The organism is Delftia sp. CH05 (assembly GCF_009827015.1).
Taxonomy (GTDB): Bacteria; Pseudomonadota; Gammaproteobacteria; order Burkholderiales; family Burkholderiaceae_C; genus Comamonas; species Comamonas tsuruhatensis.
Genome location: NZ_WUMG01000011.1, coordinates 101,546 through 126,429 on the forward strand (window position 1 = coordinate 101,546; position 24,884 = coordinate 126,429).

A 24,884-nucleotide genomic window follows, 5' to 3' on the forward strand; every position below is an offset into this window, starting at 1 on the left:
GTGGTGTCAGCGGACCGTGTAGCCCAGTTGCCGCGACCAGCGTTCGATCAGGCCGCTGCGGTGGTCGGGATAGCGTTCCTGCAGATCGGTGACGGAGCGCACGCGGTCGGCGCGGAAATGGCGGAAGTCCTGGCGCAGTTCGCACCAGGCCGCAAGAATGCGCCGCTGATCGAAGAAAGCCATGGCAAAAGGCCAGATCTGGCGCTCGGTCGGCTGGCCCTTCTCATCCGTGTAGTGCAGCAGCACCCGGTGCTGGCGCCGTATCGCCAGGCGCAGCGCGGTCTGCCAAGGCTCGGTCACGGATTCGTGGCAGATGGGCGGCACCAGCAGGCCGCTGGTGTCCACCTCGATGCGCAGCTCCAGCGGCAGCGCGCTGCGTATGCGGTCCAGCGCGGCGGTGGCGGCCTGGGCGAGCTCGGGGTCGGCCTGGCGGCTGGCCCAGCGCGCGCCCAGCAGCAGGGCTTCCAGCTCATCGGGCGTGAACATCAGCGGCGGCAGCAGAAAGCCGGGCCGCATCTCGTAGCCCACGCCCGGGTCGCCCGCAATCGCGGCACCCTGTTCGCGCAGGGTGGCGATGTCGCGGTACAGGGTGCGCAGGCTCACGTCCAGCTGCCGGGCCAGCACCGGCCCGGCCTGGGGCAGGCGCGCGCGGCGCAGCAGGTCGATCAGCTGCAGCAGCCGGGCGGAGCGGCTCATGCCTTCAGCGGCCCATGACGCCGGCCGTGATCTCCAGCGAGCGCAGGCGCAGGTCGCGGTCATACACGTCGCTGACCAGGATCAGCTCGTCGGCCTCGGTGTCGGCCTGCAGCTTCTGCAGGCGCGTGCGCACCTTGTCCGGGCCGCCGATGGAGGCCACGGCCAGGAAGTCGCCGATGGCGCGGCGCTCCTGCTCGCCGAGCTGGGCCGCGTAGTTCTCGATGGGGCGCGGCAGCAGTCCGCGCCGGCCCGTGATGATGCCCAGCACGCGCTGGTAGGTGCTGCTGGCCAGGTACTCGGCCTCGTCATCGGTGGGCGCGGCGATCACGGGTGCGCCGACGATCACGTAGGGCTTGGCCAGTTGGGCCGACGGCTTGAACAGGCTGCGGTACAGCTGCACGGCCTGGTAGAGCATGCGCGGCGCGAAGTGCGAGGCAAAGGCGTAGGGCAGGCCCAGATGGGCTGCGAGCTGGGCCGAGAACAGGCTGGAGCCCAGCAGCCAGATCGGCACGTTGGTGCCCGCGCCCGGCGTGGCCACCAGCTTTTGATCCGGCGTGGCCGGGGCCAGCAGGCGTTGCAGCTCCATCACGTCGCGCGGGAAGTCTTCCTCGGTCTCGACGCGGTCGCGGCGCAGGGCGCGCATGGTGGCGCCATCGGTGCCGGGCGCACGGCCCAGTCCCAGGTCGATGCGGCCCGGGTACAGCTCGGCCAGCGTGCCGAAGGCTTCGGCCACCACCAGCGGGGCATGGTTGGGCAGCATGATGCCGCCCGAGCCCACGCGGATCTTCGAGGTGCCGCCTGCGATATGGCCGATCAGCACGGCCGTGGCCGAGCTGGCGATGCCGGGCATGTTGTGGTGCTCGGCCAGCCAGTAGCGCTCGAATCCCAGTGCCTCGGCCTTGCGGGCCGTGGCCAGCGCGATGTCCAGGGCCTCGGCGACGGTGCCGCCTTCGCGCACGGCCACGAGGTCGAGCATGGACAGACGGACTTCATTGAATGATGTCATGGCAGGTTCCAACTTCCAGTTCACGGTGGGTGGGGGCGGCGCGGGCCTTGCCGCGCCAGGGCATTCCTGGTGCGCGTTCGCGCACTCAGTTTCTTCTGGACATTTCCCGCGCGCAGGTGATGCCCAGCACCACGCACCAGACCAGGGGGAGGATGGCTGCCGCCAGATGGTTCTCGCCCTGCTGGATGGCCAGCCAGGACAGCGGCAGCGCCACCAGCGCCGACAGGCGGATGACGCGGCGCAGCTGGCTGGTGGACAGCCGTGACTTGAACCACCACAGGGCGATGTAGCTGATCAGGCTCAGCGTGGCGACCCACAGGAACAGGTCGCCGCCATAGGGAGCGCTCCAGGCGCGTAGGGATTCCAACATGCCGACCATTGTGGCAAACAGGGATGCCCCGTGCTGCGCAGGGTCGGGCGTGGCCGCCTGCGCCTAGTCGCGCGTGACGCGCAGCACTTCCTCGGGCGTGGTGATGCCCTCGCGCACCAGGCGCTCGCCGTCGTCGCGCATCAGGCGCATGCCCGCGGCCAGCGCGGTGTCGCGGATCTCGGCCTCGCTGGCCTGGCGGTGGATCTGCGCGCGGATGGTGTCGTCCACCACCAGCATCTCGAAGATGCCGGTGCGCCCCCGGTAGCCGCTGGGCTCGGTGGTGTCGATCTTGCGCACCAGGCGCTGGGCCAGCACACCCAGCAGGGAGGACGACAGCAGGAAGGGTTCCACCCCCATGTCGATCAGGCGCGTGACGGCGCTGGAGGCATCGTTGGTGTGCAGCGTGGCCAGCACCAGGTGGCCGGTCAGGGAGGCCTGGATGGCGATCTGCGCGGTCTCGAAGTCGCGGATTTCGCCGATCATGATCACATCCGGGTCCTGGCGCAGGATGGCGCGCAGGGCCTTGGCGAAGGTCAGGTCGATCTTGGCGTTGACCTGGGTCTGCCCCACGCCGGCCAGCTCGTACTCGATGGGGTCCTCCACCGTCATGATGTTGCTGTGGCTGGCGTCCATGCGCGACAGTGCCGCATACAGCGTGGTGGTCTTGCCCGAGCCCGTGGGGCCGGTGACCAGCACGATGCCGTGCGGCTGGGCCGTCAGGTGGGTGAATCGCCTCAGCGTCTCGCCCTGCATGCCCACGGCCTCCAGGCTGAGCTTGCTCTCGCTCTTGTCCAGCAGGCGCAGCACGGCGCGCTCGCCGTGGGCGCTGGGCAGGGTGGAGACGCGCACGTCGATGGCGCGCGTGCCCAGGCGCAGGCTGATGCGGCCGTCCTGGGGCAGGCGCTTTTCGGCGATGTCCAGGTCGGCCATGATCTTCAGTCGCGAGATCAGCGCTGCATGCAGTGCGCGGTTGGGCTGCACGACTTCGCGCAGGTCGCCGTCCACGCGAAAGCGCACGCTGGAATGGCGCTCGTAGGGCTCGATGTGGATGTCGCTGGCACCGTCGCGCGCGGCCTGCGTGAGCAGGGCGTTGAGCATGCGGATGATGGGCGCGTCGTCGGCCGTCTCCAGCAGGTCCTCGACCGCAGGCAGCTCCTGCATCATGCGCGAGAGGTCGGCGTCGGACTCGACCTCGCTGACCACCAGGGCCGCGCTGGACTCGCCCTGCGAATAGGCGGCGCTGATGCGGTGGGCCAGCGTGCCCGCGTCCAGCATCTGCCAGCGCTGCACCGCATGCCTGCGCTGGACTTCGGACAGGGCCTGCCAGTCGGGCGAGGGGCCGTGCCAGAGTAGGGGCTCGTGGCCGTCGTCCTCGATCAGCAGCTGGCTGGTGCGCGCAAACGCATAGGGCAGGGGATAGCGCATGGGGCCTTCCTGCCTCAGAGCGCGCCGGGCGCGGCCGGCACGGGGGCGGGCGCGGCGGGCTGCGGCTGGGTGAAGTCGATCAGCTCGGGCCTGGCGCCCGGCACGTTGACGATGGCGGCCGGGTTGGTGAACGAGCCGGGGTCCGGCTGCGGCGTCAGCGTGGGCAGCACGGGCGCGGCATTGACCGAGCGCAGCAGGGCGCTGGGCTCGGGCTGCAGGCTCTGTTGCTGCGCGCGGATGGCTTCGTAGCGCTCGGAAGAGACCTGGTTGGTGGCAGTCGCATCGCGCATCACCACGGGGCGCAGGAAGACCATCAGGTTGGTCTTGTTGCGCTTGCGGTTGGTGTTGCGGAACAGGTTGCCCACGACGGGAATGTCGCCCAGCAGAGGCACCCGGTCCTCGGCCTGGGAGTAGTTGTCGTCGATCAGGCCGCCGAGCACGACGATGTTGCCGTCCTCGACCAGCACGTTGGACTCGATGGAGCGCTTGTTGGTGGTCAGGCCGTTGGTGTCCTTGCGCGTGGACTCGTCCACCGAGGAGACTTCCTGGAACACGGCCAGCTTCACCGTGCCGTTCTCGTTGATCTGCGGGCGCACGCGCAGCATCAGGCCCACGTCCTTGCGCTCCACGGTGGTGAAGGGGTTGACCGTGCCGCCCGTGGAGTTGCTGGCGTACGAGCCCGTGACCATGGGCACGTTCTGGCCCACGATGATGCGCGCCTCCTCGTTGTCCAGCGTCATCAGGTTGGGCGTGGACAGGATGTTGGCGTCACCGCTGTTTTGCAGGAAGTTGGCCAGAAAGCCCAGCGTGTCCTTGCCGTTGACGCGCTGCGTGAAGCCGAGGTTGGTGCCTCTCAGGCTGGACAACGTGTCTCCCGTAATGGCGCTGCCGTCCAGGCCTCCATCCTTGACCAGGCCGAGCAGGTTCAGGATGTTGGCGCCCGCCACATTGGAGTTCGTGCCCAGTGTGCCGATCACGCGGCCGTTGTTGCTGAGCATGGCCTGCCACTGGATGCCGAACTGGGCCAGCCGGTTGTCCTTGATTTCGACGATCAGGCTTTCGATCAGCACCTGGGCGCGGCGGCCGTCGAGCTTGTCGATCACGGCGCGCAGTTGGCGGTAGACGGGCGGCGGTGCCGTGATGATCAGCGAGTTGGTCGAAGGATCGGCCTGGATCATGCCGCCCGTGGAGGGCTGCTGGGCCACGCCCAGCGCGCCGCCCCCGCCGCCGCTGCCCAGGCCCGAGGACGAGCCCATGCCCATGGATGCCGTGCCGCTGGAGTCGCGCGAGACCACGGGCTGCGAGGTGGGGATGGAGGACATGCCGCCGCCCTGCGGCAGGGTGCCGCCCGCACCGGGCTGGCCGCTGGCCGTGCCGGCGGCCGTGGCCTGGGCGCCGATGGCGGCGCGCAAGGTGGCGGCCAGCGCCACGGCGTCGGCGTTCTTGAGATAGACCACGTGGATGTTGCCCTGGTCGCCGCCGCCGTTCATGGCGGGCTGGTCCAGTCGCGCAATCAGCGAGCGCACCTGGGCCAGGCGTGCCGGGTTGGCCGCGCGCAGCACGATGGAGTTGCTGCGCGGCTCGGCCATCAGCGAGGTCTTGAAGGCGTTGTCGCTCTGGCCCGGAATATTGGCGCCGCCTGCGGTCACCGTGAGGCCGCCGGGGCTGGCCGTGCCCCCTTCGATCAGGCGAGAGACCAGGGCCACCATGTCGGTGGCCACGGCATGGCGCAGCGGAATGATTTCGACATCGGTGGCGTTGGACACATCCATGGTCGCCACGATGCGCGAGATGCGCTGCAGGTTGTCTGCGTAGTCGGTGATGACCAGCGAGTTGTTGCCCGGGTTGACGTTGATGGTGTTGTTGGGGCTGATCAGGGGGCGCAGCACGGGCACCAGGTTGGCCGCGTTCTCGTAGTTGAGCTTGAAGATCTGGGTGACGATCTGGCTGCCGGTGCTGCTGCGGCCCGCGCCCACGGCCACCTCGCTGGCCTGCAGCTTGGCGTCGGCTTCGGGGATGACCTTGTACAGGCCGGCCGATTCGACGATGGTGAAGCCCTGCAGGCGCAACGCGGCCAGGAACTGCTGGTAGGCGGTGGCGGGCGGCACGGGCTTGTCGGTCAGCAGCGTGATCTGGCCCTTGACGCGGGGGTCGACCACCACGTTGCGGTTGGTGATGGCGCCGATGGCACGCGAGACGGCCTCGATGTCTGCACCCGAGAAATTCAGCGTCACAGGCTCGCCCGGACGCAGGCTGGGCGTGGCGCCGGCCGGTGCATTGGTCTGCTGGGCCTGGGCGGTGCCAGCGGTGCAGGCCAGCATGGCGCTGACGGCCAGCGTGTGCAGGGTGTTGCGCCAGAACGGGGTCGTGTGCTGCTGAGTCATGGATCAACCAAAGGAAATGATGGACCGGGGCCCCTGGCGCCGTCCCAGAATGTTGAGCAAGTTGGACAGCGCGGTTTCGCGCTCGGGGCTGGCCGAGGCCTCGCCCTGGAAGTGCAGCCGCTGGCCTACCCATTGGCCCTGGCCGCTCAGGCGCAGGTCGCCGGTCAGGGTACTGAGCTGCAGCTGCGGACTGTCGCCCCCGAGGATGTCGAGCCGGTAGCTGCCCAGCGGGCGCAGAGGGGACAGCCGCGAGGATACGGCCAGCGCCTCCAGCCGCGTGCTGCCGTCGCTGCGCCAGCGCCCCGATTGCCACAGCAATTGCAGTTGCAGGGCCTGCGTGGCCAGCCGCAGCTGGCCTTGCAGGTCCACCGTGTTCCAGGGCGTGCCCAGGCCGGACAGCAGCGAGGCAGGCCAGCGCGTGTCGCTGTCGTGCACCACGGCGCTCAGGCCCTGCCAGCGCGGCAGCAGGTCCAGCACCACGGGCGTGGGTGTGCAGCATTCGCTGCGCAGCTGAATGCGGGCACCGTCCAGGCGCGGGCGCAGCGTCCATTCCAGCCGCGTGGGCAGGGCCGTGCGGTCGCGGCTGCCGGCGCCTCCGGTGAAGGCCAGGGAGGCCGAGCCGTTCCACAGCGTGCCGCGCGGTTGCAGCAGCAGTACCTGGCCCTGCGTGGCGGAATCCACGCCGCGTGCCAGCCAGGCGGCGGGTGCCCAGACGACGGTGGTGGCCACCAGGCCGCACAGGGCGCCTGCCAGCGCCCAGCCGCGCGGTGAGCGCAGGACAGGCTGGGTGCGGGGCTGGCGGCGCATGCTCAAGGTGCCCGCGACGGATCGACAGGCAGGTCCAGCACCAGGCTGCCATCCCAGCGCACGGCTTCGGCAGCGCCTGCGGCGCTTGCAGATGCACTGCGGGCCAGCTTCATCTCGGCGGGAACGGCGTGCGTGTTGCTGCGGACCTGGGCCAGCCAGCGCGCCAGCGCGGCGGCGGGCGCGGCCTTGAGCGTGATCTGTGCGCGGTCGCCCATCCAGTTCAATTGGGCGGAGGCGCCCAGTTCGGCGGACAGCGAGCTTTGCAGCAGCGCCTTGGCATCGCCGACCACGGGGCGTGCGTTGCCGCGCAGCTGCTCGGCCTCGGCCTGCAGCAGCTGCATCTGGCGCAACTGGCGGTCGGCCTGGGCATGGCGTTCGGGCGCGGTGCGCAGGCTGTGCAGGGCGGGGGCCAGGGCCAGCCACCACAGCAGGGCCAGTGCCACCACACCACCGGCCAGCAGCGTCATGTTCTGTTCACGCGGCGCCAGGGCATTCCAGCGCGCGCGCAGTGGGGCCAGGCTTTGGCGGGATGCGCGCATGTTCATGGCCGGGCCTCCTGGGCAAGCAGCAGGTCGGCGCCGTCGCGCTGCAGTCGCAGGCCGCTTGCGGCCAGATGTTGTTGTGCCTGCTCCAGTGCCTCGGCCTCCAGCGAGACGCCCTTGAGGCGCAGCTGACGGTCCTGGTAGTCCATGGCCTGCGGCAACTGGCCGGCAGGCAGGGCCCTGGATGCGGCGGCCAGCAGGGGTTCCAGGTCGCCCTGCGTCAGCGCGCCGGCGCTCTGGCGCAGCGTGGCGACTTCGCGCTGCATTTGAACGGGCGCATCGACGATGACGGGTACGCGCGGAAAGCTGGTGGCCAGCGTGGAGCGCACCTGGACCTGCTTGGCCGCGATGGCGCGGTTTTCGGTCCAGGCCCAGGCATTGAGGCCCACCACCTGGGCCAGCAGTGCGAGCGCGGCACCCCAGCGCGCGGCCTTCCATTGCGGCGCGCGCAGAAAGCTCTGCCAGCCGTCGAGCATGCGTCGGCGGGTGCGGCTGCTGCCGCCCAGGTCGAGGTCGAACTGCGCCAGGTCCCAGTTTTGTGCGCGGGCCGCCAGGCCGCGCTGGGCGTCCGTCAGCAGGCTGACGGGGCGCTGCAGGGCCTCGGCGGCGCGGGCCAGCGCCGGGTCCGCCTGGATCGGGGTGTCGGGGGGCAGGGCCTGCAGCAGGGCGGCCAGCATGGCGGGGTCGGCACTGTCGGTGCGCAGCGGCAGGCAGGCCAGCGAGTCCATGCCTTGCGGGGCCGTGCTCAGGCCGGTGGCCAGCAGCCAGGCCGATTCAGGCGTGCCCACGGCCCACAGCTGGGGCGTGGACTGGGGCGGGCATTCGGGCACGATGCGGCCCACGGGCCGGCCTGCGGACTCCAGGGCCTGCAGATGGGCATGGAGCCAGGCCTTGTCGCAGGCGGCAACCCAGCAGGGCTCGCCCGCGCGTGCCTGAGGCTGCAGCGCCAGATGCAGTTGGGAGGGGTCGTCGAGCAGGCGCTCTTCCAGCAGCCCGTCGAGCACGGCACGCAGGCGCACATGTCCACGCCGGCTCCCCGTAGGCACGCCATGGGGGAGGCTGACCAGATGCCAGGACAAGGCCTGGTGCGGCACCACGGCAACCGTCTGGCCGGTGCGGCCAGGATCGGGCAGCAGGCCTGCTGCGGCGTGGCCATGCCGGTCGGCGCGCAGGCCGTCGCTGCTGAGTGCGTAGGCGTATTCGCCAGCGGGGCCCGCAGGCAGATGAAGAATCAAGGTGCTCATGGACGGAAGCCGGCATTGTAGGGGCCGAGTGTGACAGGCATCTGTCACGGCGCGGGAGCTTCGGGCAATCCCCAGTCCCCCCTCTCGCGCCAGATGGTAGTGACTGTCATGTTGTTGCGCCGCAACATGGAGCGTTCGCTGGCCACGATCTCGCCCAGGCGCATGCGGCCACGCGCCTCGAAGAAGCTGGTGGCGACCGACAGGTTCTGTCCCTCGAATTTCTGCGGCAGGCCCAGCGCGTTGGAGGCATCGGCCAGGCTGCGCAGCGGGCGCGATGCGCGCAGCTGCACCAGCTGGCTGGCCTGGGACCAGGTCAGGTCCTCCACGCTGGCCCAGATGACTTCGGCGCTGGCGGTGTTGAGGTTGACGGGCGTGTTCTCGGGCAGCAGGGTGATGTAGGGCTCCAGGCGCGAGACGACCTCGGGCGGCAACCCCAGCCAGCCGAACTGGCTCAGCGTGCGCGGCATCAGGAACTGCGCGCCCTCGCCGGCGGTGGCCGCTGCGCGCAGGGCCTGGACGATCTGGGCGGCATAGGCAGGGGGCAGGTTCAGGCGTTCCAGCAGGCGTGCCAGCGGGCGCAGGGTTTCGGGCTTGTCGGGCGCGCCCAGCAGATTGCGCAGGTTCAGGCGCGACTGCAGGTCGATGATCTGGCCCGAGAGAAAGGCGTCCTGCATGTCGGCCATGCCGTCATCGACCTGGCTGACGTTGTTCTGCGCCGCAAGAAACGTGGACAGGCGCGCCTCCTGCAGCGGCACGGCCCAGGGTTCGGCCAGGTGGTCCACCTGCAGGCTGGTGCGCGCATCCTCGGCCAGCACCACGCGCGACCAGTCCAGCGCACCCAGCAAAATCCAGGCGGCCTGCATGCGGTTGCGCTCGGCGGTCTCGACCTCCACGCTGCGCCACTGCTGCCACAGCGCGGTGGCGGCAAAGGTGGCGACCAGCGTGACCGTGAGCATGGCGGCCAGCAGGGCCACGCCGCGATGGCGGCGGCGGACGGGCAGGGTGCGGGGTGCGCGCATCATGATCGGCTGTTGGATCGCAGGGGGTTGACCCAGTCCATGGTGACGCGGCCGGGGACGGCGCTGTCGGGCGGCAGGGTCAGTTCGACGCGTATGCCGTCAGGAATCGCGGGCAGCTGTGCGCTGCTGTTGGTGCCGCCGGATGGTGGATTGGGCGTGCCCGTGCCGTTGTCCGAGCCGCTGGACTGCGGGTTGCTCCAGGCGTTGTCACGGTAGTAGTACAGGCGCCACTGGTCCAGGGGCAGCAGCACGGTTTCGCGGCGGCGCTGGTCGTCCGAAGGATTGCGTCCCCATTGCGCCCCCTGGTTCCAGGCCTCGCGCCACTGGGCGCGCGTGCGCAGCGGTGGCGACTGCCAGCGCAGCCACTGGTCGCGTCCGGCTGTCTGGCGGCGGGCCCAGGCCACGACCACGGCGCCATCGTCCACGGCGGCACTGCTCTTGCGGGTCATGCGCAGCACCTGGCCATCCCAGTCGATGACCTGGGCGTGCTCCAGCGGCATCAGGGCTTCGAGGTCGGCATTCCACTGGGCGATCACGGTCTGCAGCACGATCTGCTGCTCGTTGCGCGCGCGAATGGTCTCCTGCGAGCGCACCATGCTGTCCAGTCCGCGCCAGCTCACCAGGGCCAGCAGGGCCATGACGGCGATGGCCACCATCAGCTCCACCAGGGTGAAGCCTTGCGTGCGGGAGAAAGGGCGCAAACGCATCTAGAAGCGGCCCACGATGGTCGATACCCGCAGCACCGGATGCTCGGCCGTGACGACCAGGGCATCCACGCGGCGGAAGCTGGGGTTGGGCGTGGGGCGCACGCTGAGCTGGACCTGCAGCTGCCGGCTGCCCTGCTCGCAAGTGAAGCTGTTGTCGCCCACGGGCGGCATCTGGCGCGACAGGCGCAGGCGCACCAGTTCGTTTTGCGCGCACAGCTGGGCCAGCAGCACCTCGGACTGGCGCTCGGCATTGCGAGTCAGGGCCGATGTGGCCTGCAGGCCTGCCATCAGGGCAATGCCCACGATGCCCAGGGCCACCAGGACCTCGATCAGCGTGAAGCCGTGCGGCAGGCGCCTTGGCGCGCCGTGCCTGCGGCGTGGTCCGTGGATGCCTGTCATGGCAGGGATTGCACGGCAAAGGGCCGCAGTCCATCCGTGGCCACGCGCAGCGGCGGGCTGTTGGAGTCGCGCAGCGTCAGCGTGACGGACTGGGGAGGAATCAGTGGCTCGGGGCCAAGGATCAGCGGCGTCGCCGGCTGTGCCTGCACCCCGGGCTGCAGCCATTGCGAAGGCAATTGCGCACTGGCTGGCAGGCCCTCGAAGCGAAAGCCCTGCGGCATGGGCCGCCAGCGCACGGGCACGCCGTTGGCTCGTGCCTGTGCGCGGGCCGATTCCAGCAGTGCGGCCAGGCGCTCGGCCTCGCGTTCCAGCTGGGCCTGCCCGCTGTCGCGCAGAGACAGGCTTGCGCCGGCAGCGGCAATCGCCATGATGCTGATGACCACCAGCAGTTCCAGCAGGGTGAAGCCGCGCGAAGGAATGGTCAGGGTGGGCGCAACCGTCTGGCGGGGCATGAGAGCACGCAGGCCCGCCGGGAGTGCGGGCCTGTGGTGCGGTGCAGCGCGGCGCTTGCGGGCCATCGCCCGGGCCATCGACTTACTGCCAGCTGCCGATGTCGGCATCCTTGCCCTCTCCGCCGGCCTGGCCGTCGGCACCGAAGGACATGATGTCGATGGGGCCCTTGATGCCCGGATTCAGGTACTGGTACGGACGGCCCCAGGGATCATTGGGCAGCTTTTCCAGATAGGGCTTCCAGTTGTTGGGCAGCGGTCCGCTCGTGGGACGGATGATCAGCGCCTGCAGGCCCTGCTCGGCCGTGGGATAGCGCTGGTTGTCGAGGCGGTAGAGCTTGAGCGCCTGGGAGATGTTGGTGATGTCGGTGCGTGCAGCCGTGACGCGGGCATCGTCGGCGCGGTCCAGCACGTTGGGCACGATCAGGGCCGCCAGCACGCCGATGATGACCAGGACCACCATCAGCTCGATCAGCGTGAAGCCGCGCTGGACGGCGGTGCGCAGGGCAGGCATCGGACGGCGGGGAAGGCTGGTCATGGAACGGTGCAGCAAATTGGACATATCGCTCCATCATAATCGCGCGATGGTGACACTTTCATTGAACCGGGGCCAGGCCCGGACCTGGCACGTCAAGGCGGCCACATTCGTGCTCTGGCTGCTGGCGGCCGGCATCGTGGCTTTCTGGGCCATGCGCCTGGGCAATGGCGGCGCGGGGGCGCCCGTGCCACCGGCTCCCCCCGAGGCACTGCAGGTCGATGCGCCCGCGCTGGCGCAGGCCCTGGGGGGCGTGGCCGCTGCTCAGGGTGTTGCTGTGCCGGTCGCGGCGCCTGTGGTCTCGCGCTATGCGCTGGTGGGTGTGCTGGCCGGTCGCGACAGCGGCGGCGGCGCGGCGGTCATCGCCGTGGGCAACCAGCCGGCCAAGCCGTTTCGCGTGGGGCGTGCCGTGGAAGAGGGCGTGGTGCTGCAGTCGGTCTCGGGCCGCGAGGCGCGCCTGGGTCCCAGCGTCGATGGCCCCGCCTCCATCACGCTGCAGCTGTCCCTGCCCGACAAGCGCTGAGTCCGGTCAGTGCGGCGGCTGCAGTTGCGGCTGCAGCTCCAATACCAGCCAGCCGCCAAAGTCAGGCGCCGGCAGCGTCCACTGGGCCGCCTGAGGCAGGGCGTTGCCTTCACGCATCAGCCATTGCACGCAGCGCACCACGCCGGCATGGGTGATCCAGACGATGTCGCGCCCGGCGCCGTCGTCCTTCGAGTACATCCTTGCCTGCTGCAAGGCCTCGTCCACCCTGCGCAGCATGGCGGCCAGGGACTCTCCCCGGCCCGGCGCGTGCCCGGCAAGGTCTGCCGCCCAGGCATCGATGGCGCTGCGGTCCAGCGCCTCCCAGGGCTGGCCTTCCCAGTGGCCGAAATCCATCTCCAGCAGCCGGCCATCCGCCTGCGATGCCAGGGCGGGCCGTAGGGCCTGCAGAGCCCGGGCCAATTGGCTGCATCGGCGCAGCGGCGAATGCAGCATCCGGCAATCCGCAGGCAGCGCGATATGCAGGGCCTGCGCCGCATCGGCCGTGGCCTGGGCGTCGGCCTCCATGTCGAGCCGGCCATAGCAGATGCCGGGCTCCACCAGGGGGCGGGCATGGCGTACCAGCCAAAGGCGCGGCGTTGGGAGAGCGTTCATTGCATGCGCATCAGCACAGCGGCGGCGCCCAGCAGCATGGCCAGTTCACAGACCTGCTGGGCGGCGCCCAGGCAATCGCCCGTCATGCCGCCCAGGCGACGGCGCAGCCAACGCACCATGGCGGCCGTGACCAGGGCGCCGGGCAGGACCAGGCCGATGACGAGCGGCAGGCCCGCCAGCCACGCCGGCAGCGCCAGGGCGGGGAGACTCCAGAGCATTGCCGTGACCAGGCCTTTGGCGCTCAACGGCCTGCCAGCCGCATGCAAGGCCTTGGAGTGGGCTGCCTGGCCCAGATAGGGCAGGCATTGCATGAGAGCCAGCGGCGCCATGCGCGACAGCACATGGCTGCTGCACAGCAGCAAGGCCGCCCATTCCGCGCGAATGTCGATCAGCAGCGCGACCAGGGAGATCCTGGTCATCAGCGCCATCACCAGCGCCATGGCGCCGTAGGCTCCCAGGCGCGAATCCTTCATGATTTCCAGCGCGCGCTGGGGCGGGACAAAGCCGCCCAGGCCGTCGGCCACGTCGGCCAATCCATCCTCGTGCAAGCCGCCTGTCATCCATAGCGTGGCAATGGTGGACAGCACGGCAGCCACCAGAGGCATCCAGGGGCTGGGTGCCAGCAGCCAGCCTGCGGCCAGCAGCCACGCCGCGCCCCAGGCGCCGACCAGCCAGCCCACGCCCGGCAGATGGGCCACGCTGGCGTGCTGCATTGCCGGACTCCAGCCGGCCCAGGCCGCAAGCCGCCCGGTGACCGGAATGCGGCTGAAGAACTGCAGGGCCAGCAGGAAATGGCGTATGGGCTGCATGTCTGGACAGCCGAGGCGGGGCCTACTTCAGGAAGAGCTGGTAGGCAGGGTTGCCGGTTTCCTCGACCCAGGGGTAGCCCAGATTGCTCAGGAAGGCGTCGAATTTACGGCCATCCTTGGCGGGCACCTGCATGCCGACCAGGATGCGGCCGTAGTCCGCGCCCTGGTTGCGGTAATGGAACAGCGAGATGTTCCAGGTCGGCGCCATCAGGCTGAGGAACTTGAACAGTGCGCCGGGGCGCTCGGGGAAGACGAAGCGCAGCAGGCGCTCTTCCTGGGCCAGCGGCGAATGGCCGCCGACCATGTGGCGCAGATGCTCCTTGGCCATGTCGTCGAAGGTCAGGTCCAGCGCCTCGAAGCCCTGCTTCTCGAAGTTCCTGGCGATCTTCTCGGACTCGCCGCGCGCTGCCGTGGTCAGGCCCACGAAGACATGGGCCTTGTTCTCGTGGCTGATGCGGTAGTTGAACTCGGTCACGTTGCGCGGGCCGCCAGGCAGCTTGCCCACGACTTCGCAAAAGCGCTTGAAGCTGCCGCGTTCCTCGGGGATGGTCACGGCAAAAAGCGCCTCGCGCTCCTCGCCCACCTCGGCACGCTCGGCCACGAAGCGCAGCCGGTCGAAGTTCATGTTGGCGCCGCACAGGATGGCGGCATAGGTCTCGCCCCTGGTCTTGTTCTTCGCGACGTACTGCTTGATCGCCGCCACGGCCAGGGCGCCGGACGGCTCGACGATGGAGCGCGTGTCCACGAAGATGTCCTTGATCGCGGCGCAGACGGCATCGGTATCGACCACCACGTAGTCGTCCACCAGGCCCTGGGCGATGCGGAAGGTCTCCTCGCCCACCAGCTTGACGGCCGTGCCGTCGGCGAACAGGCCCACGTCGGCCAGCTCCACGCGGTGGCCGGCGCGCACGGACTGCAGCATGGCGTCCGAATCCTTGGTGTGCACGCCGATCACCTTCACGTCGGGGCGCACGGCCTTGACGTAGTTGGCCACGCCCGAGATCAGGCCGCCGCCGCCGATGGCGACAAATACGGCATCCAGGCGCGGGCTGCCCAGCTTTTGCAGCTGGCTCAGCATTTCCATGGCAATCGTGCCCTGGCCGGCGATCACATAGGGATCGTCGAAGGGGTGCACAAAGGTCAGGCCCTTTTCCTTTTGCAGCTTGACGGCGTGCTTGTAGGCGTCGGAATAGCTTTCCCCGGCCAGTTCCACCTCGCCGCCCAGCGCCTGTACCGCATCGATCTTGACCTGCGGCGTGGTGGTGGGCATCACGATCACGGCGCGGCAACCGAGCTTGCGTGCGCCCAGCGCCACGCCTTGCGCATGGTTGCCGGCCGAGGCGCAGATCACGCCCTTTTCCAGCTGCTCGGCGGACAGGTGTGCCATCTTGTTGTAGGCGCCTCGCAGCTTGAAACTGAACACCGGCTGCTGGTCCTCGCGCTTGAGCAGCACCTTGTTGTGCAGGCGGCGGCTCAGCGCCTTGGCGGGCTCCAGGTCCGACTCCACGGCCACGTCGTACACGCGCGCGGTAAGGATCTTGGTCAGGTAGTCGGCAGGGGTCAGGGGGTGGTTCATCGTCGGCGAAAGGCTGGAGAGCAGCAGGCCGGGAGGCGGCCCGTCGGTGTCAGGCGGCCATCATAGGCGCTTGTGACTCATGCTGCAGTGCAGCGTCCAGGCTGGGCCAGGGACGACGAAGGCAAAAAAAAAGCCCCAGGCTGTAAAGCCGGGGGCTGAATCCACCAATAGAGGAGGTGGAGGAGACAACTGGTGCGATGCAGAGTGAAGTTGGTTCACAATCTGCAGTCCATCTGGAGGGTTGTCCGGGTTAACCCTTCAAATAACGCTTGGGTGCATTGTATGCACGGCAGGTGCTGCGTTGCAACAAAATCAGGGTTTTTGTGTAGTTGATGCAAAATAGCAACAGTTTTTTGAGGACGCAACAATGGAATGCACAGTGAGTTGGACAGGCGGCACGACCGGCATGCGCTCGGGCATGGGCTTCGTGGCGGAAACGGGCAGCGGCCATGTGGTCAATATGGACGGGGCGCCGGATGCGGCCAATCCTGCCAATGGAGGCCAGAACCAGGCACCCCGCCCCATGGAAATGCTGCTGGCAGGCGCAGGCGGCTGCACGGCCTACGACGTGGTGCTGATCCTCAAGCGCGGCAGGCACGCGGTCAAAGGCTGCAGCGTCAAGCTCACTTCGGAGCGCGCGGACACCGATCCCAAGGTGTTCACCAAGATCCACATGCAGTTCACCGTCAGCGGCACCGGCCTACCAGCGGGCGCGGTGGAGCGGGCCATTGCCATGAGCCACGACAAATACTGCTCGGCCACCATCATGCTGGGCAAGACGGCCGAGATCACCACGGGGTTCGACATCGTCGAGGCCTGAGGTATCTGGTGCTTGGGTCCGTGCCTCGACAGGGACTCGGCAAGAATGAAGAAAGCGGGCCGGGCCCGCTTCTTTTTTGGCTGGATGCAGCTCCCGTCGTTTCAGAAGCTTCGGATCTCAGATGCGGTGAGCGGTCGTCGTCATGACCTTGGCGGCCAGGCGCATCAAGGCGCGGGCGGGCGGCGGCAGCTCCAGCGCGCCGGCTTCACGCGCAGCGGCGGCATGGCGCTCCTCATCGTCCTTCATGCGGGCCACCACGGCCAGCGAAGGGCGGTCCTCCTCAGGCAGACGGCCCAGATGGGATTCCAGGTGGGCGGAAACCTGCTCCTCGGTCTCCACCACGAAGCCCAGGCTGGCGGCGTCACTGATCTTGGCGGCCACCACGCCGATGGCGAATGCCCCGGCGAACCACAGCGGGTTCAGCAGGCTGGGTCGGTCGCCCAGGGCGTTGAGCCGGTCGCGGGTCCATGCCAGGTGATCGGTTTCCTCGCGGGCCGCCTCCAGCAGATGCTCGCGCAGCACCATGTCGCGCGTCACCATGGCCTGGGCGTTGTACAGCGCCTGGGCGCAGACCTCTCCGACATGATTGACGCGCATCAAGGCGCCCGACAGGCGGCGCTGTGCCTCGGTCAGCTCACCCTCCGCGATGCCGGTGGCGGGAGAGCGCTCGGCCGCGGAAGGCTGTGCAAACAGGGTGCGAAGCGCCGCATCGGCGGCAGTCAGTATCTTGTCCATGGGCGGTCCCTAGAGCGGAAAATCTTGGCAAATTCAGGGTCTGAACGGTACACCAGGACGACATGCCCTCTCTTTGTGCAAGCGCAACAAGGCCGGCGCGATGTTCGGGTTGGGCCTGATTGTGTTGGTCTGCAGGTTTGTTGCGGCAGTGCAACGAAAAACGGGGGTTCAAGCCCGTTTGTGGGTGAATTTCTTTGCATGGGCAGCGGCGGTCTGGTGCAATAGGCCCTAACTTCCCCACCAGGAGGTTGGCGCGGGAAACCGGTGGAGCCTCAGGCCAAGCCTCTCTTCCTCACGACCGGCGCCCTTCTAAACCTTGGAGTAACTCGTAATGAAAAAATCTCTGATTGCCCTGGCAGTGCTGGCTGCTTCCGGCGCCGCAATGGCTCAATCCTCCGTGACCCTGTTCGGTATCGTGGACACCAACGTTGCCTACGTGAACAAGGACGCAGCTGGCGACAGCCGTTATGGTCTGGGCACCAGCGGCGCTTCCACGAGCCGTCTGGGCCTGCGCGGCACGGAAGACCTGGGTGGTGGTCTGAAGGCTGGCTTCTGGCTGGAAGGCGAAATCTTCGGTGACGATGGCAACGCCAGCGGCTTCAACTTCAAGCGTCGTTCCACCGTGAGCCTGTCGGGCAACTTCGGTGAAGTGCGCCTGGGCCGTGACCAACTGCCTTCGTTCTCCAAGCTGACCTCCTACGACCTGTTCAGCGCCACCGGTATCGGCCAGTTCATGGGCTTCCGTAACTGGGCTGCTGGCCAAGGCGCCGACGACAACGGCATCCGCGCTAACAACCTGATCGCGTACTACACCCCCAACTTCGGCGGTTTCAACGCCGGCTTTGGCTACGCTTTCGACGAAAAGCAAACCATCGGTACTGCTGACAGCGTCGGCCGTTACATCGGCGGTTACGTTGCATACGACAACGGCCCCCTGAGCGCCAGCCTGGGCCTGGCCCAGCAAAAGACTGCCATTGGTGGTCTGGCTACCGACCGTGACGAAATCACCCTGGGTGCTTCGTACAACTTCGGCGTTGCCAAGCTGACTGGCCTGCTGCAACAGACCAAGTTCAAGCGCGACATCGGCGGCGACGTCAAGACCAACTCCTACATGCTGGGCGCTTCGGCTCCCGTGGGCGGCGTGGGCGAAGTCAAGCTGCAGTACGCTCTGTACGACCAGAAGGCCATCGACTCCAAGGCTCACCAGATCACTCTGGGCTACGTGCACAACCTGTCCAAGCGCACCTCTCTGTACGGCAACCTGGCATTCCTGAAGAACAAGGATGCTTCGACCCTGGGCCTGCAAGCCAAGGGCGTGTACGCTGGTGGCGTGCAAGCTGGCGAAAGCCAGACTGGCGTGCAAGTCGGTATCCGCCACGCTTTCTAATGAACGGCTGGCGTAAGCCAGTTGCCATTTGAAGCAAAAAAGAGCCAGTCTTCGGACTGGCTCTTTTGTTTTGTGCTAGGGAAAGACCTGTGTTGTGCTTGTGCCAACGGTGACGAGGCGGGAAAAGCGTTTCTAGAATGAAATTTCCACCAACCAATCGTTAACAAGAGAGAGACAACACAATGAATTCTTCATTCGTGAAAAAGAGCGTGGCACTGGCGGTGTTGGCAGCAACGGCACCCTTGGCAGCATTCGCCCAGCAAAGCAGCGTGCAGCTGTACGGCATCGTCGATGCCGGCGTGCGCCACACCACCAATGAAGGCCCGACCAAGAGCGGCAAGACCCAGATGATCGGCGGCGGCATGTCGCAAAGCCGCTGGGGCATCAACATCACCGAGGACCTGGGCGGCGGTCTGGCAGCCATTGCCAACCTGGAAGCCCGTTTCCTCACCGACACCGGCGAGCAGGCTGCGGCAAGCTACTTCCAGCAATCCTGGGTGGGCCTGCGCAGCAAGAGCTTCGGCCAGATCACCCTGGGTCGCCAGTACAACATGCTGTTCGATCTGGTGACGTCCACCTATGCCTCCTTCCCGTATTCGCCGTACATGGAGGCCTACAAGCCTGAAATCGGCATGTCCATGGGCGCGCGCGCCAGCAACATGGTCAAGTACCTGGCCGAGTTCGGCCCCGTGCGCGGCGCATTGCAGTATTCGTTCGACGAGAACAACACCTTCGACAAGGTCGGCACTGGCGTGGTGCCCGGTGGCGCCATCAAGACGGCCGGCGGCTATCTGCGCTACTCGCAAAGCGGCATTTCCGCAGGCGCCGGCTACCTGGGCACGACGCTGCCGGCCGGCACCAAGGTCGATGCCTATACCCTGGGCGGCTCCTACCGCGTGGGTCCCTGGTACGTCAACCTGGGCTACGGCCTGAACAAGCGCAAGGACGCATTCCCGGCGGCAACCGCAGGCGGTGGATTCGACCAAGCCATCCTCAACTCCTTCTGGACGGGTTCGTCCAACGGCGGCTTCGTGGCCGGCGACGCCAACAAGCGCCAGATGTACAAGATGGGCTTCGGCTACCAGATCACGCCCCAGATCAATGTGGGCGCGCATTACTACCATGCCAAGCAGTCGGGCTCGGGCACGGGCAATTTCAATGGCAAGGCAGACTTCCTGGTGGCGGTGCTCGACTACGCCTTCTCCAAGCGTACGGATGCCTATGTGGCCCTGGACCACACCAAGACCAGTGGCGGCTCGGGCGTGATGCTCGACGCCAATGGCGCCACCAAGCGCACGGGCTTCACCGTCGGCCTGCGCCATCGCTTCTGAGCGCGCGGCGTTTGCGCAACGGATGGCCTCCTTCGGGAGGCCTTTTTGTTTCCTGTCGAAGGGCTGACGGTGGGCGGGCGCGATTTCCTGCGTTAAGGTAATGCGCAGGCCAATGAAGCGAAAGAATCAAGGCTATGGAAGCCACTCGATACAAGGCAGGCGGTCGGGTCTTTGCCCAGATCGCTCAGTACCACCCCGAGCTGACGGCGCTGCGCCGCGAGCTGCATGCGCATCCTGAGCTGGGGTTCGAGGAGCGCTTCACGGCTGCGCGCGTCAAGGAGGCCTTGCGGCAATGCGGCGTGGACGAGATCCACGAAGGCCTGGGCACCACGGGCCTGGTGGCCGTGATCCGTGGCCAGGGGCACAGCTCGGGAGCGATGGTGGGCCTGCGTGCCGACATGGATGCACTGCCCATGGTCGAGCACAACGAATTTCCCTGGAAATCGGGCAAGCAGGGGCTGATGCACGGCTGCGGGCATGACGGCCATACGGCCATGCTGGTGGGCGCCGCCCGCTACCTGGCTGCGACACGGCGTTTCGACGGCTCGGCCGTGCTGGTCTTTCAGCCTGCCGAGGAAGGACGGGGCGGCGCGCGGGCCATGATTGCCGATGGTCTTTTCGACCGCTTTCCGATGCAGGCCGTGTACGCCATGCACAACTGGCCTGCCATGCGTGCGGGCACGGTGGGCATCAACATGGGCGCGATGATGGCGGCTGCCGACCGCATCACCATCGAGATCACGGGGCGCGGCGGCCACGGCGCCCATCCCTACCAGACGGTGGACGTGGTGCTGGCGGCCGCGCACATCACCACGGCCGTGCAGAGCATCGTCTCGCGCAATGTGCGCGCCATCGACAGTGCCGTCATCAGCCTGTGCGCCGTGCAGGCCGGGGACCTGGGCGCCTTCAGCGTGATGCCGGGCACGGCAACGCTGGTGGGAACCGTGCGGACCTTCGATCCCGCCGTGCAGGACCGTGTCGAGCAGCGACTGCAGGAGTTGTGCAGCGCGGTGGCGCTGGGGCTGGGTGCCACGGCCAAGGTCAACTACGAGCGCATCTATCCCGCCACCATCAATTCCCCCACGGAGGCCGCCTTTGCGGCCGACGTGGCCCAGGCGCTGGTGGGCGTGGAGAACCTGGACCGGCAGCTGGAGCCCAGCATGGGCGCGGAGGATTTTTCCTTCATGCTGCAGCACAAACCCGGCGCCTACCTGCGTCTGGGGCAATCCACGGGCGCCCAGCCCGGGGTGCCGCTGCACAGCAGCCGGTATGACTTCAACGACGAGGTGCTGCCGCTGGGCGCTGCCCTGCACGCCAGCCTGATCGAGCAGGCCATGCCGCTGCCTTCGCAGGACGTATAGCGCAGGCGGAGCCGGTCAGCGGGGCTGTCCCTCGGTCGCAAGAAGGTGGGCCTTTACCGTTTCCAGGATCTCGTCGGACAAGGCTGGATTGGCGGCGACCGTGGCACGTGCCAGGACCAGGGCGCCTACCATGCTGCTGAGCATGGCCATGGCCTGGGCGCGCTGTGCGGCATCGGGTGCCTGATCGTCGCCAAGTGTGCCGATCACGCGCGCAAACCTGCCGATGTTGCGTTCCACCCCTTCGGCGAACACCGCTGAAAGATCACCGCCTGCCCGAGCCACGTCCACGGCCAGCGCCGCAGCGGGGCAGCCCTCGCCGGGGCTGTCGCGGTGCTGCGGCGACAGATAGGACTGCACGCGCGCAGCAAGGCTGCCGGCCTGTTCACCCTGCAGGCCGTCCAGCGGCGCGATGGACCAGTCGAAGGCGCGTGCGCAGGCTTCGCGCACCAGCGCGTCCTTGGATTCGAAGTGGCGATAGAGCCCGCCGTGGGTGAGTCCCGCGCCGCGCGTCACCTCGGCCACGCCGACGCCGTCCAGCCCGTGCTCGCGGTACAGCCGCGCAGCGGCTTCGAGGATGTCCTGCCGGTTCTGCGCGGCCTGGGCTTTCGTGACTTTCATGTGCACTGTCCAATGATTATGGTTGTCATCAAAATGCGTTTATGATGACGGCCATCATCATAAGTCCGTGCCTGCAGGCAATGTTCACCATCTGCGGCAGGGGCTGTGCACTCTACAGGGAAGAACCGATGAACGCCTCTTCAATCCCGAGCAGCCTGTGCCCCGTGCGCGCTGCAGTCTCTGCATGGTCCATCAGGGAGCGTTCATGAGCACGGGTCCTCTCGCACGCCGCGTGGTCATCACGGGCATGGGCATGGTCTCGCCGCTGGGTCGGGGCACTGAACTGGCCTGGCGCCGGCTGCTGTCCGGCGCATCGGGCCTGAGCCGGTTGCCCGAGGATCTGGCGCCCGATGTGCTGGGCCAGGTGGCAGGCCAGGTGCCCGACCTGGCCCGCGACCCGGAAGGCGGCTGGGACATCGATGCCGTGGTCTCGCCCAAGGACCAGCGCAAGATGGACCGCTTCATCCCGCTGGCGCTGGACGCTTCGGACCAGGCGCTGGCCCAGGCCGGCTGGCAGCCGGCCAGCGAGGACGAGCGCACGCGCACGGCCTGCATCATTGGCTCGGGCATCGGCGGCTTTGGCGCCATTGCCCAGGCCGTGCGCACCACGGACAGCCGGGGGGTGTCGCGCCTGTCGCCCTTCACCGTACCGTCTTTCCTGGTCAATCTCGCGGCCGGGCATGTGTCGATACGCCATGGACTCAAGGGCCCGCTGGGTGCACCGGTCACCGCCTGCGCAGCCAGCGTTCAGGCCCTGGGCGACGGCCTGCGCATGATCCGTTCGGGCGAGGCCGATGTGGCGCTGTGCGGCGGCGCCGAGGCAGCCATCGACCGCGTGAGCCTGGGTGCGTTCGCGGCGGCCAAGGCCCTTTCCACGGGATACAACGACCGGCCCGAAGAGGCCTCACGCCCCTTCGACGCGGGCCGCGACGGCTTTGTCATGGGCGAGGGCGCGGGCGCCCTGGTGCTGGAGGGACTGGACCACGCCCTGGCGCGTGGCGCCGTGCCGCTGGCCGAAGTGGTGGGCTACGGCACCAGTGCCGATGCCTATCACATCACCTCGGGCCCGGAAGATGGCGACGGCGCGCGCCGCAGCATGGCACAGGCGCTGGCCATGGCCGGGCTGTCGCCGGATCAGTTGCAGTACCTCAATGCCCACGCCACCTCCACGCCCGTGGGGGACCGGGGCGAGCTGGCGGCCATGCGCTCCCTGTTTGGCGAGGGCAGCGGCGTGGCGATCAGCTCCACCAAGTCGGCCACGGGCCATCTGCTGGGCGCGGCGGGCGCGGTGGCTGCCATCTTCACGGTGCTGGCGCTGCGCGACCAGATGGCGCCGGCCACGCGCAATCTCGTGGAGCCCGATCCCCTGGCCCAGGGGCTGGACCTGATCGCCGGCGCGGCAAGGCCCTGGGCCATGGAGCATGCCCTGGTCAACGGTTTCGGCTTTGGTGGCGTCAACGCCTCGCTGGTGCTCAGGCGCTGGCAGGGCTGAACGAGGCGGGTGCGCCTGGGGGCCGGTGCTACGTGTAGCGCTTGGCCCGCAGGTTGTTCTTCATCTGCTCCAGCGCAGGCTGCAGGGCCGGGCCGATGCGCAGCGCCACGCAGGTGGCCAGCACGTCGATGACCAGCAGGTGCAGCAGGCGCGACACCATGGGGCTGTAGCGGTCGTAGCCCTCGGGATGGTCGGCGGCCAGATGGATGTGGCAGGCCGAGGCCAGGGGCGAGCCGCTGGCGGTGATGGCAATCGTGGTGGCGCCGTTCTTGCGCGCGATGTCGGCGGCGTCCATCAGGTCGCGCGTGCGGCCCGAGTTGGAAATGATCACCGCGCAGTCGCCGGGTCCCAGCAGGGTGGCGCTCATCACCTGCATGTGGCCGTCGCTGGTGGCCAGGCTGGTCACGCCCAGGCGAAAGAACTTGTGCTGCGCGTCCTGCGCCACGATGCCCGAGTTGCCCGCGCCGTAGAACTCGATGCGCCGGCCTGTCTGCCAGGTCGAGGCGATGGCCTGCGCCGCCTGCTCTATGGCCGTGGTGCTGGCGGCATTGCGGTATTGCAGGAAGGCGGCCACGGCGTTGTCCACCACCTTGACCATCACGTCGCTGGTCTTGTCGTCGGTGTCCACGCTGCGGTGGATGAAGGGCACGCCCTCGCTGACGCTGCCGGCCAGCTTGAGCTTGAAGTCGGCCAGGCCGTCGTAGCCCATGCTGCGGCAAAAGCGCACCACCGTCGGCTTGCTGACATGGGCTCGCTCGGCCAGTTCGCGCACCGGCTGCCGTGCGAAGGCCCGTGGATCGGCCAGCACCAGGCGGGCCACGCGTTGTTCGGCGGGAGCAAGCGAGGGCAGCGAGGCGGTGATGCGGTCCAGCATTAGACGGTGGGCGGTGTTCTGTGGGTGAATGGGTCGGTTGCCGCAAGGCAGGTCCAGCGCGCATTTTGCATGAGCTGCAGCCTCTGCTTACTTTCGCGACGCCGATGCAAACCATGCAGGCGCATACACTCTGAGGATTTGCCGGTACAAGCGCACCGCTGTGGTGCGACGCCGCCTTTCCCCCAGGCTCCCGCCCAAAGGATGACCGATGAACCAGCTTGATGCGCTTCGACAGTACACGACCGTGGTGGCCGATACCGGCGACTTCCACCAACTGGCCCAGTTCCAGCCGCGGGATGCGACCACCAATCCCTCGCTCATCCTCAAGGCGGTGCAAAAGCCCGAGTACGCGCCGCTGATGCGCGCCACCGTGGCCCAGTACAAGGGCCGCCGCCTCGACGAGGTCATGGACCGCATGCTGGTGCGCTTCGGCTGCGAGATCCTGAACACCATTCCGGGCCGCGTCTCCACCGAAGTCGATGCGCGCCTGTCCTTCAATACCTCGGCCACCGTGGCACGTGCCGAGCGCCTGATCGAGCTGTACCAGGCCGAAGGCGTGCACATCGACCGCGTGCTCATCAAGATCGCCTCCACCTGGGAAGGCATCGAGGCGGCGCGCCAGCTGGAGCTGCGCGGCATCCACACCAACCTCACCCTGCTGTTCTCGTTCTCCCAGGCCGTGGCCTGCGGCCAGGCCAAGGTGCAGCTGATCTCGCCCTTCGTGGGCCGCATCTACGACTGGTACAAGAAGCAGGCCGGCGCCCAGTGGGACGAGGCCGCCATGGCCGGCGCCAACGATCCCGGCGTGCGCTCCGTGCGCGCCATCTACGAGCACTACAAGCACTTCGGCATCGCCACCGAGGTCATGGGCGCGAGCTTTCGCAACACGGGCCAGATCGTGGCGCTGGCGGGCTGCGACCTGCTGACCATCGCCCCCGAACTGCTGGCCCAGCTGGGCGCCAGCGATGCGCCCCTGGCGCGCGCCCTGGACCCCGAGGCCGCGCGGACCCTGGCCCTCGATCCCGTGCACTACGACGAAGCCGGTTTCCGCCTGGCCCTCAACGAGGACGCCATGGCCACCGAGAAGCTGGCCGAAGGCATACGCGCCTTCGCTGCCGACACCCGCAAGCTCGAAGCATTGATGCAGCAGGCCGCAGACTGAT

At 68.0% G+C, this 24,884-nt stretch carries 26 protein-coding genes; 7 read left to right on the forward strand and 19 right to left on the reverse strand.

Going from position 1 to position 24,884, the window contains the following annotated elements; genetic code table 11:
* Positions 1–6 precede the first annotated feature (6 nt).
* From GRX31_RS11765 to gspG, 13 genes are all read right to left on the reverse strand, one after another.
* Entirely contained in the window at positions 7–696 is a 690-nt protein-coding gene (locus GRX31_RS11765) for a helix-turn-helix transcriptional regulator (protein WP_013800648.1), read from the reverse strand.
* Between the two features lie 4 nt (positions 697–700).
* Complete coding sequence (locus tag GRX31_RS11770) at positions 701–1,702, reverse strand: LLM class flavin-dependent oxidoreductase (RefSeq protein WP_016448739.1); 1,002 nt, start codon at positions 1,700–1,702, stop codon at positions 701–703.
* A gap of 85 nt (positions 1,703–1,787) precedes the next feature.
* A complete protein-coding gene (locus GRX31_RS11775; protein WP_223275171.1) occupies positions 1,788–2,072 on the reverse strand; it encodes a hypothetical protein in 285 nt (94 codons plus the stop codon).
* A gap of 63 nt (positions 2,073–2,135) precedes the next feature.
* Positions 2,136–3,497: a GspE/PulE family protein gene (locus GRX31_RS11780; protein ID WP_016448738.1), complete on the reverse strand. Its 1,362-nt coding sequence runs from the start codon at positions 3,495–3,497 to the stop codon at positions 2,136–2,138.
* A 14-nt stretch (positions 3,498–3,511) separates the two neighbouring features.
* Positions 3,512–5,881, reverse strand: coding sequence for a type II secretion system secretin GspD (gspD, locus tag GRX31_RS11785; protein ID WP_017404591.1), 2,370 nt, complete (start codon positions 5,879–5,881; stop codon positions 3,512–3,514).
* Positions 5,882–5,884: 3 nt separating this feature from the next.
* Complete coding sequence (gspN, locus tag GRX31_RS11790) at positions 5,885–6,688, reverse strand: type II secretion system protein N (RefSeq protein WP_160852832.1); 804 nt, start codon at positions 6,686–6,688, stop codon at positions 5,885–5,887.
* Between the two features lie 2 nt (positions 6,689–6,690).
* Entirely contained in the window at positions 6,691–7,233 is a 543-nt protein-coding gene (gene gspM / locus GRX31_RS11795; RefSeq protein ID WP_160852834.1) for a type II secretion system protein GspM, read from the reverse strand.
* On the reverse strand, positions 7,230–8,474 hold the full coding sequence (gene gspL / locus GRX31_RS11800; protein ID WP_160852836.1) for a type II secretion system protein GspL: 1,245 nt from the start codon (positions 8,472–8,474) through the stop codon (positions 7,230–7,232). The genes gspM and gspL overlap by 4 nt, the downstream gene beginning before the upstream one ends.
* Positions 8,475–8,518: 44 nt before the next feature.
* Positions 8,519–9,496 carry a type II secretion system minor pseudopilin GspK gene (gspK, locus tag GRX31_RS11805; RefSeq protein ID WP_016450870.1) on the reverse strand — a complete coding sequence of 326 codons (978 nt, stop codon included), beginning with the start codon at positions 9,494–9,496 and terminating at the stop codon, positions 8,519–8,521.
* Positions 9,493–10,200 carry a prepilin-type N-terminal cleavage/methylation domain-containing protein gene (locus GRX31_RS11810; RefSeq protein WP_160852838.1) on the reverse strand — a complete coding sequence of 236 codons (708 nt, stop codon included), beginning with the start codon at positions 10,198–10,200 and terminating at the stop codon, positions 9,493–9,495. The genes gspK and GRX31_RS11810 overlap by 4 nt, the downstream gene beginning before the upstream one ends.
* Positions 10,201–10,599 (reverse strand): type II secretion system minor pseudopilin GspI, encoded by a 399-nt coding sequence (gene gspI / locus GRX31_RS11815; protein ID WP_016448731.1) that lies wholly within the window; start codon positions 10,597–10,599, stop codon positions 10,201–10,203. It lies immediately after the preceding gene.
* Positions 10,596–11,051 (reverse strand): GspH/FimT family pseudopilin, encoded by a 456-nt coding sequence (locus tag GRX31_RS11820; protein ID WP_034364466.1) that lies wholly within the window; start codon positions 11,049–11,051, stop codon positions 10,596–10,598. Before GRX31_RS11820 ends, gspI begins: the two co-directional genes overlap by 4 nt.
* An 82-nt stretch (positions 11,052–11,133) precedes the next feature.
* Positions 11,134–11,610: a type II secretion system major pseudopilin GspG gene (gene gspG / locus GRX31_RS11825; protein WP_160852840.1), complete on the reverse strand. Its 477-nt coding sequence runs from the start codon at positions 11,608–11,610 to the stop codon at positions 11,134–11,136.
* Positions 11,611–11,632: 22 nt separating this feature from the next.
* On the opposite strand from gspG, the gene GRX31_RS11830 reads away from it, so the two are divergent.
* Entirely contained in the window at positions 11,633–12,106 is a 474-nt protein-coding gene (locus GRX31_RS11830) for a type II secretion system protein N (RefSeq protein ID WP_016448728.1), read from the forward strand.
* Positions 12,107–12,112: 6 nt separating this feature from the next.
* Here the strand turns inward: GRX31_RS11830 and GRX31_RS11835 are convergent, their stop codons facing one another.
* The 3 genes from GRX31_RS11835 to ilvA are packed head-to-tail and all read right to left on the reverse strand — an operon-like array spanning position 12,113 to position 15,103.
* Complete coding sequence (locus GRX31_RS11835) at positions 12,113–12,718, reverse strand: histidine phosphatase family protein (RefSeq protein WP_160852842.1); 606 nt, start codon at positions 12,716–12,718, stop codon at positions 12,113–12,115.
* The gene (locus tag GRX31_RS11840) at positions 12,715–13,527 is read right to left on the reverse strand and encodes an adenosylcobinamide-GDP ribazoletransferase (RefSeq protein ID WP_160852844.1); all 813 of its coding nucleotides are present in this window, start codon (positions 13,525–13,527) and stop codon (positions 12,715–12,717) included. Before GRX31_RS11840 ends, GRX31_RS11835 begins: the two co-directional genes overlap by 4 nt.
* 22 nt (positions 13,528–13,549) lie before the next feature.
* Positions 13,550–15,103 (reverse strand): threonine ammonia-lyase, biosynthetic, encoded by a 1,554-nt coding sequence (ilvA, locus tag GRX31_RS11845; protein WP_160852846.1) that lies wholly within the window; start codon positions 15,101–15,103, stop codon positions 13,550–13,552.
* 367 nt (positions 15,104–15,470) lie between these two features.
* On the opposite strand from ilvA, the gene GRX31_RS11850 reads away from it, so the two are divergent.
* Positions 15,471–15,923 (forward strand): OsmC family protein, encoded by a 453-nt coding sequence (locus tag GRX31_RS11850; RefSeq protein ID WP_016448724.1) that lies wholly within the window; start codon positions 15,471–15,473, stop codon positions 15,921–15,923.
* Positions 15,924–16,040: 117 nt separating this feature from the next.
* On the opposite strand, the gene coq7 is transcribed toward GRX31_RS11850, so the two are convergent.
* Positions 16,041–16,658 carry a 2-polyprenyl-3-methyl-6-methoxy-1,4-benzoquinone monooxygenase gene (coq7, locus tag GRX31_RS11855; protein WP_016448723.1) on the reverse strand — a complete coding sequence of 206 codons (618 nt, stop codon included), beginning with the start codon at positions 16,656–16,658 and terminating at the stop codon, positions 16,041–16,043.
* 331 nt (positions 16,659–16,989) lie between these two features.
* Between coq7 and GRX31_RS11860 the strand changes: the two genes are divergently transcribed.
* The 3 genes from GRX31_RS11860 (at position 16,990) to GRX31_RS11870 (ending at position 20,737) form a co-directional block, all read left to right on the forward strand.
* Positions 16,990–18,045: a porin gene (locus GRX31_RS11860; RefSeq protein ID WP_160852848.1), complete on the forward strand. Its 1,056-nt coding sequence runs from the start codon at positions 16,990–16,992 to the stop codon at positions 18,043–18,045.
* 182 nt (positions 18,046–18,227) lie between these two features.
* On the forward strand, positions 18,228–19,376 hold the full coding sequence (locus GRX31_RS11865; protein ID WP_016448721.1) for a porin: 1,149 nt from the start codon (positions 18,228–18,230) through the stop codon (positions 19,374–19,376).
* A 134-nt stretch (positions 19,377–19,510) separates the two neighbouring features.
* Positions 19,511–20,737, forward strand: coding sequence for a M20 aminoacylase family protein (locus GRX31_RS11870; protein WP_016448720.1), 1,227 nt, complete (start codon positions 19,511–19,513; stop codon positions 20,735–20,737).
* A 15-nt stretch (positions 20,738–20,752) separates the two neighbouring features.
* Here GRX31_RS11870 and GRX31_RS11875 read toward each other — a convergent pair whose 3' ends face one another.
* On the reverse strand, positions 20,753–21,355 hold the full coding sequence (locus GRX31_RS11875) for a TetR/AcrR family transcriptional regulator (RefSeq protein WP_046240742.1): 603 nt from the start codon (positions 21,353–21,355) through the stop codon (positions 20,753–20,755).
* Between the two features lie 205 nt (positions 21,356–21,560).
* Between GRX31_RS11875 and fabF the strand changes: the two genes are divergently transcribed.
* Positions 21,561–22,847: a beta-ketoacyl-ACP synthase II gene (fabF, locus tag GRX31_RS11880; RefSeq protein WP_160852850.1), complete on the forward strand. Its 1,287-nt coding sequence runs from the start codon at positions 21,561–21,563 to the stop codon at positions 22,845–22,847.
* Between the two features lie 28 nt (positions 22,848–22,875).
* On the opposite strand, the gene GRX31_RS11885 is transcribed toward fabF, so the two are convergent.
* A complete protein-coding gene (locus GRX31_RS11885) occupies positions 22,876–23,721 on the reverse strand; it encodes a MurR/RpiR family transcriptional regulator (RefSeq protein ID WP_016448717.1) in 846 nt (281 codons plus the stop codon).
* A gap of 208 nt (positions 23,722–23,929) precedes the next feature.
* On the opposite strand from GRX31_RS11885, the gene tal reads away from it, so the two are divergent.
* Entirely contained in the window at positions 23,930–24,883 is a 954-nt protein-coding gene (gene tal, locus GRX31_RS11890; RefSeq protein ID WP_046988172.1) for a transaldolase, read from the forward strand.
* The last annotated feature ends 1 nt before the right edge of the window (position 24,884 follow it).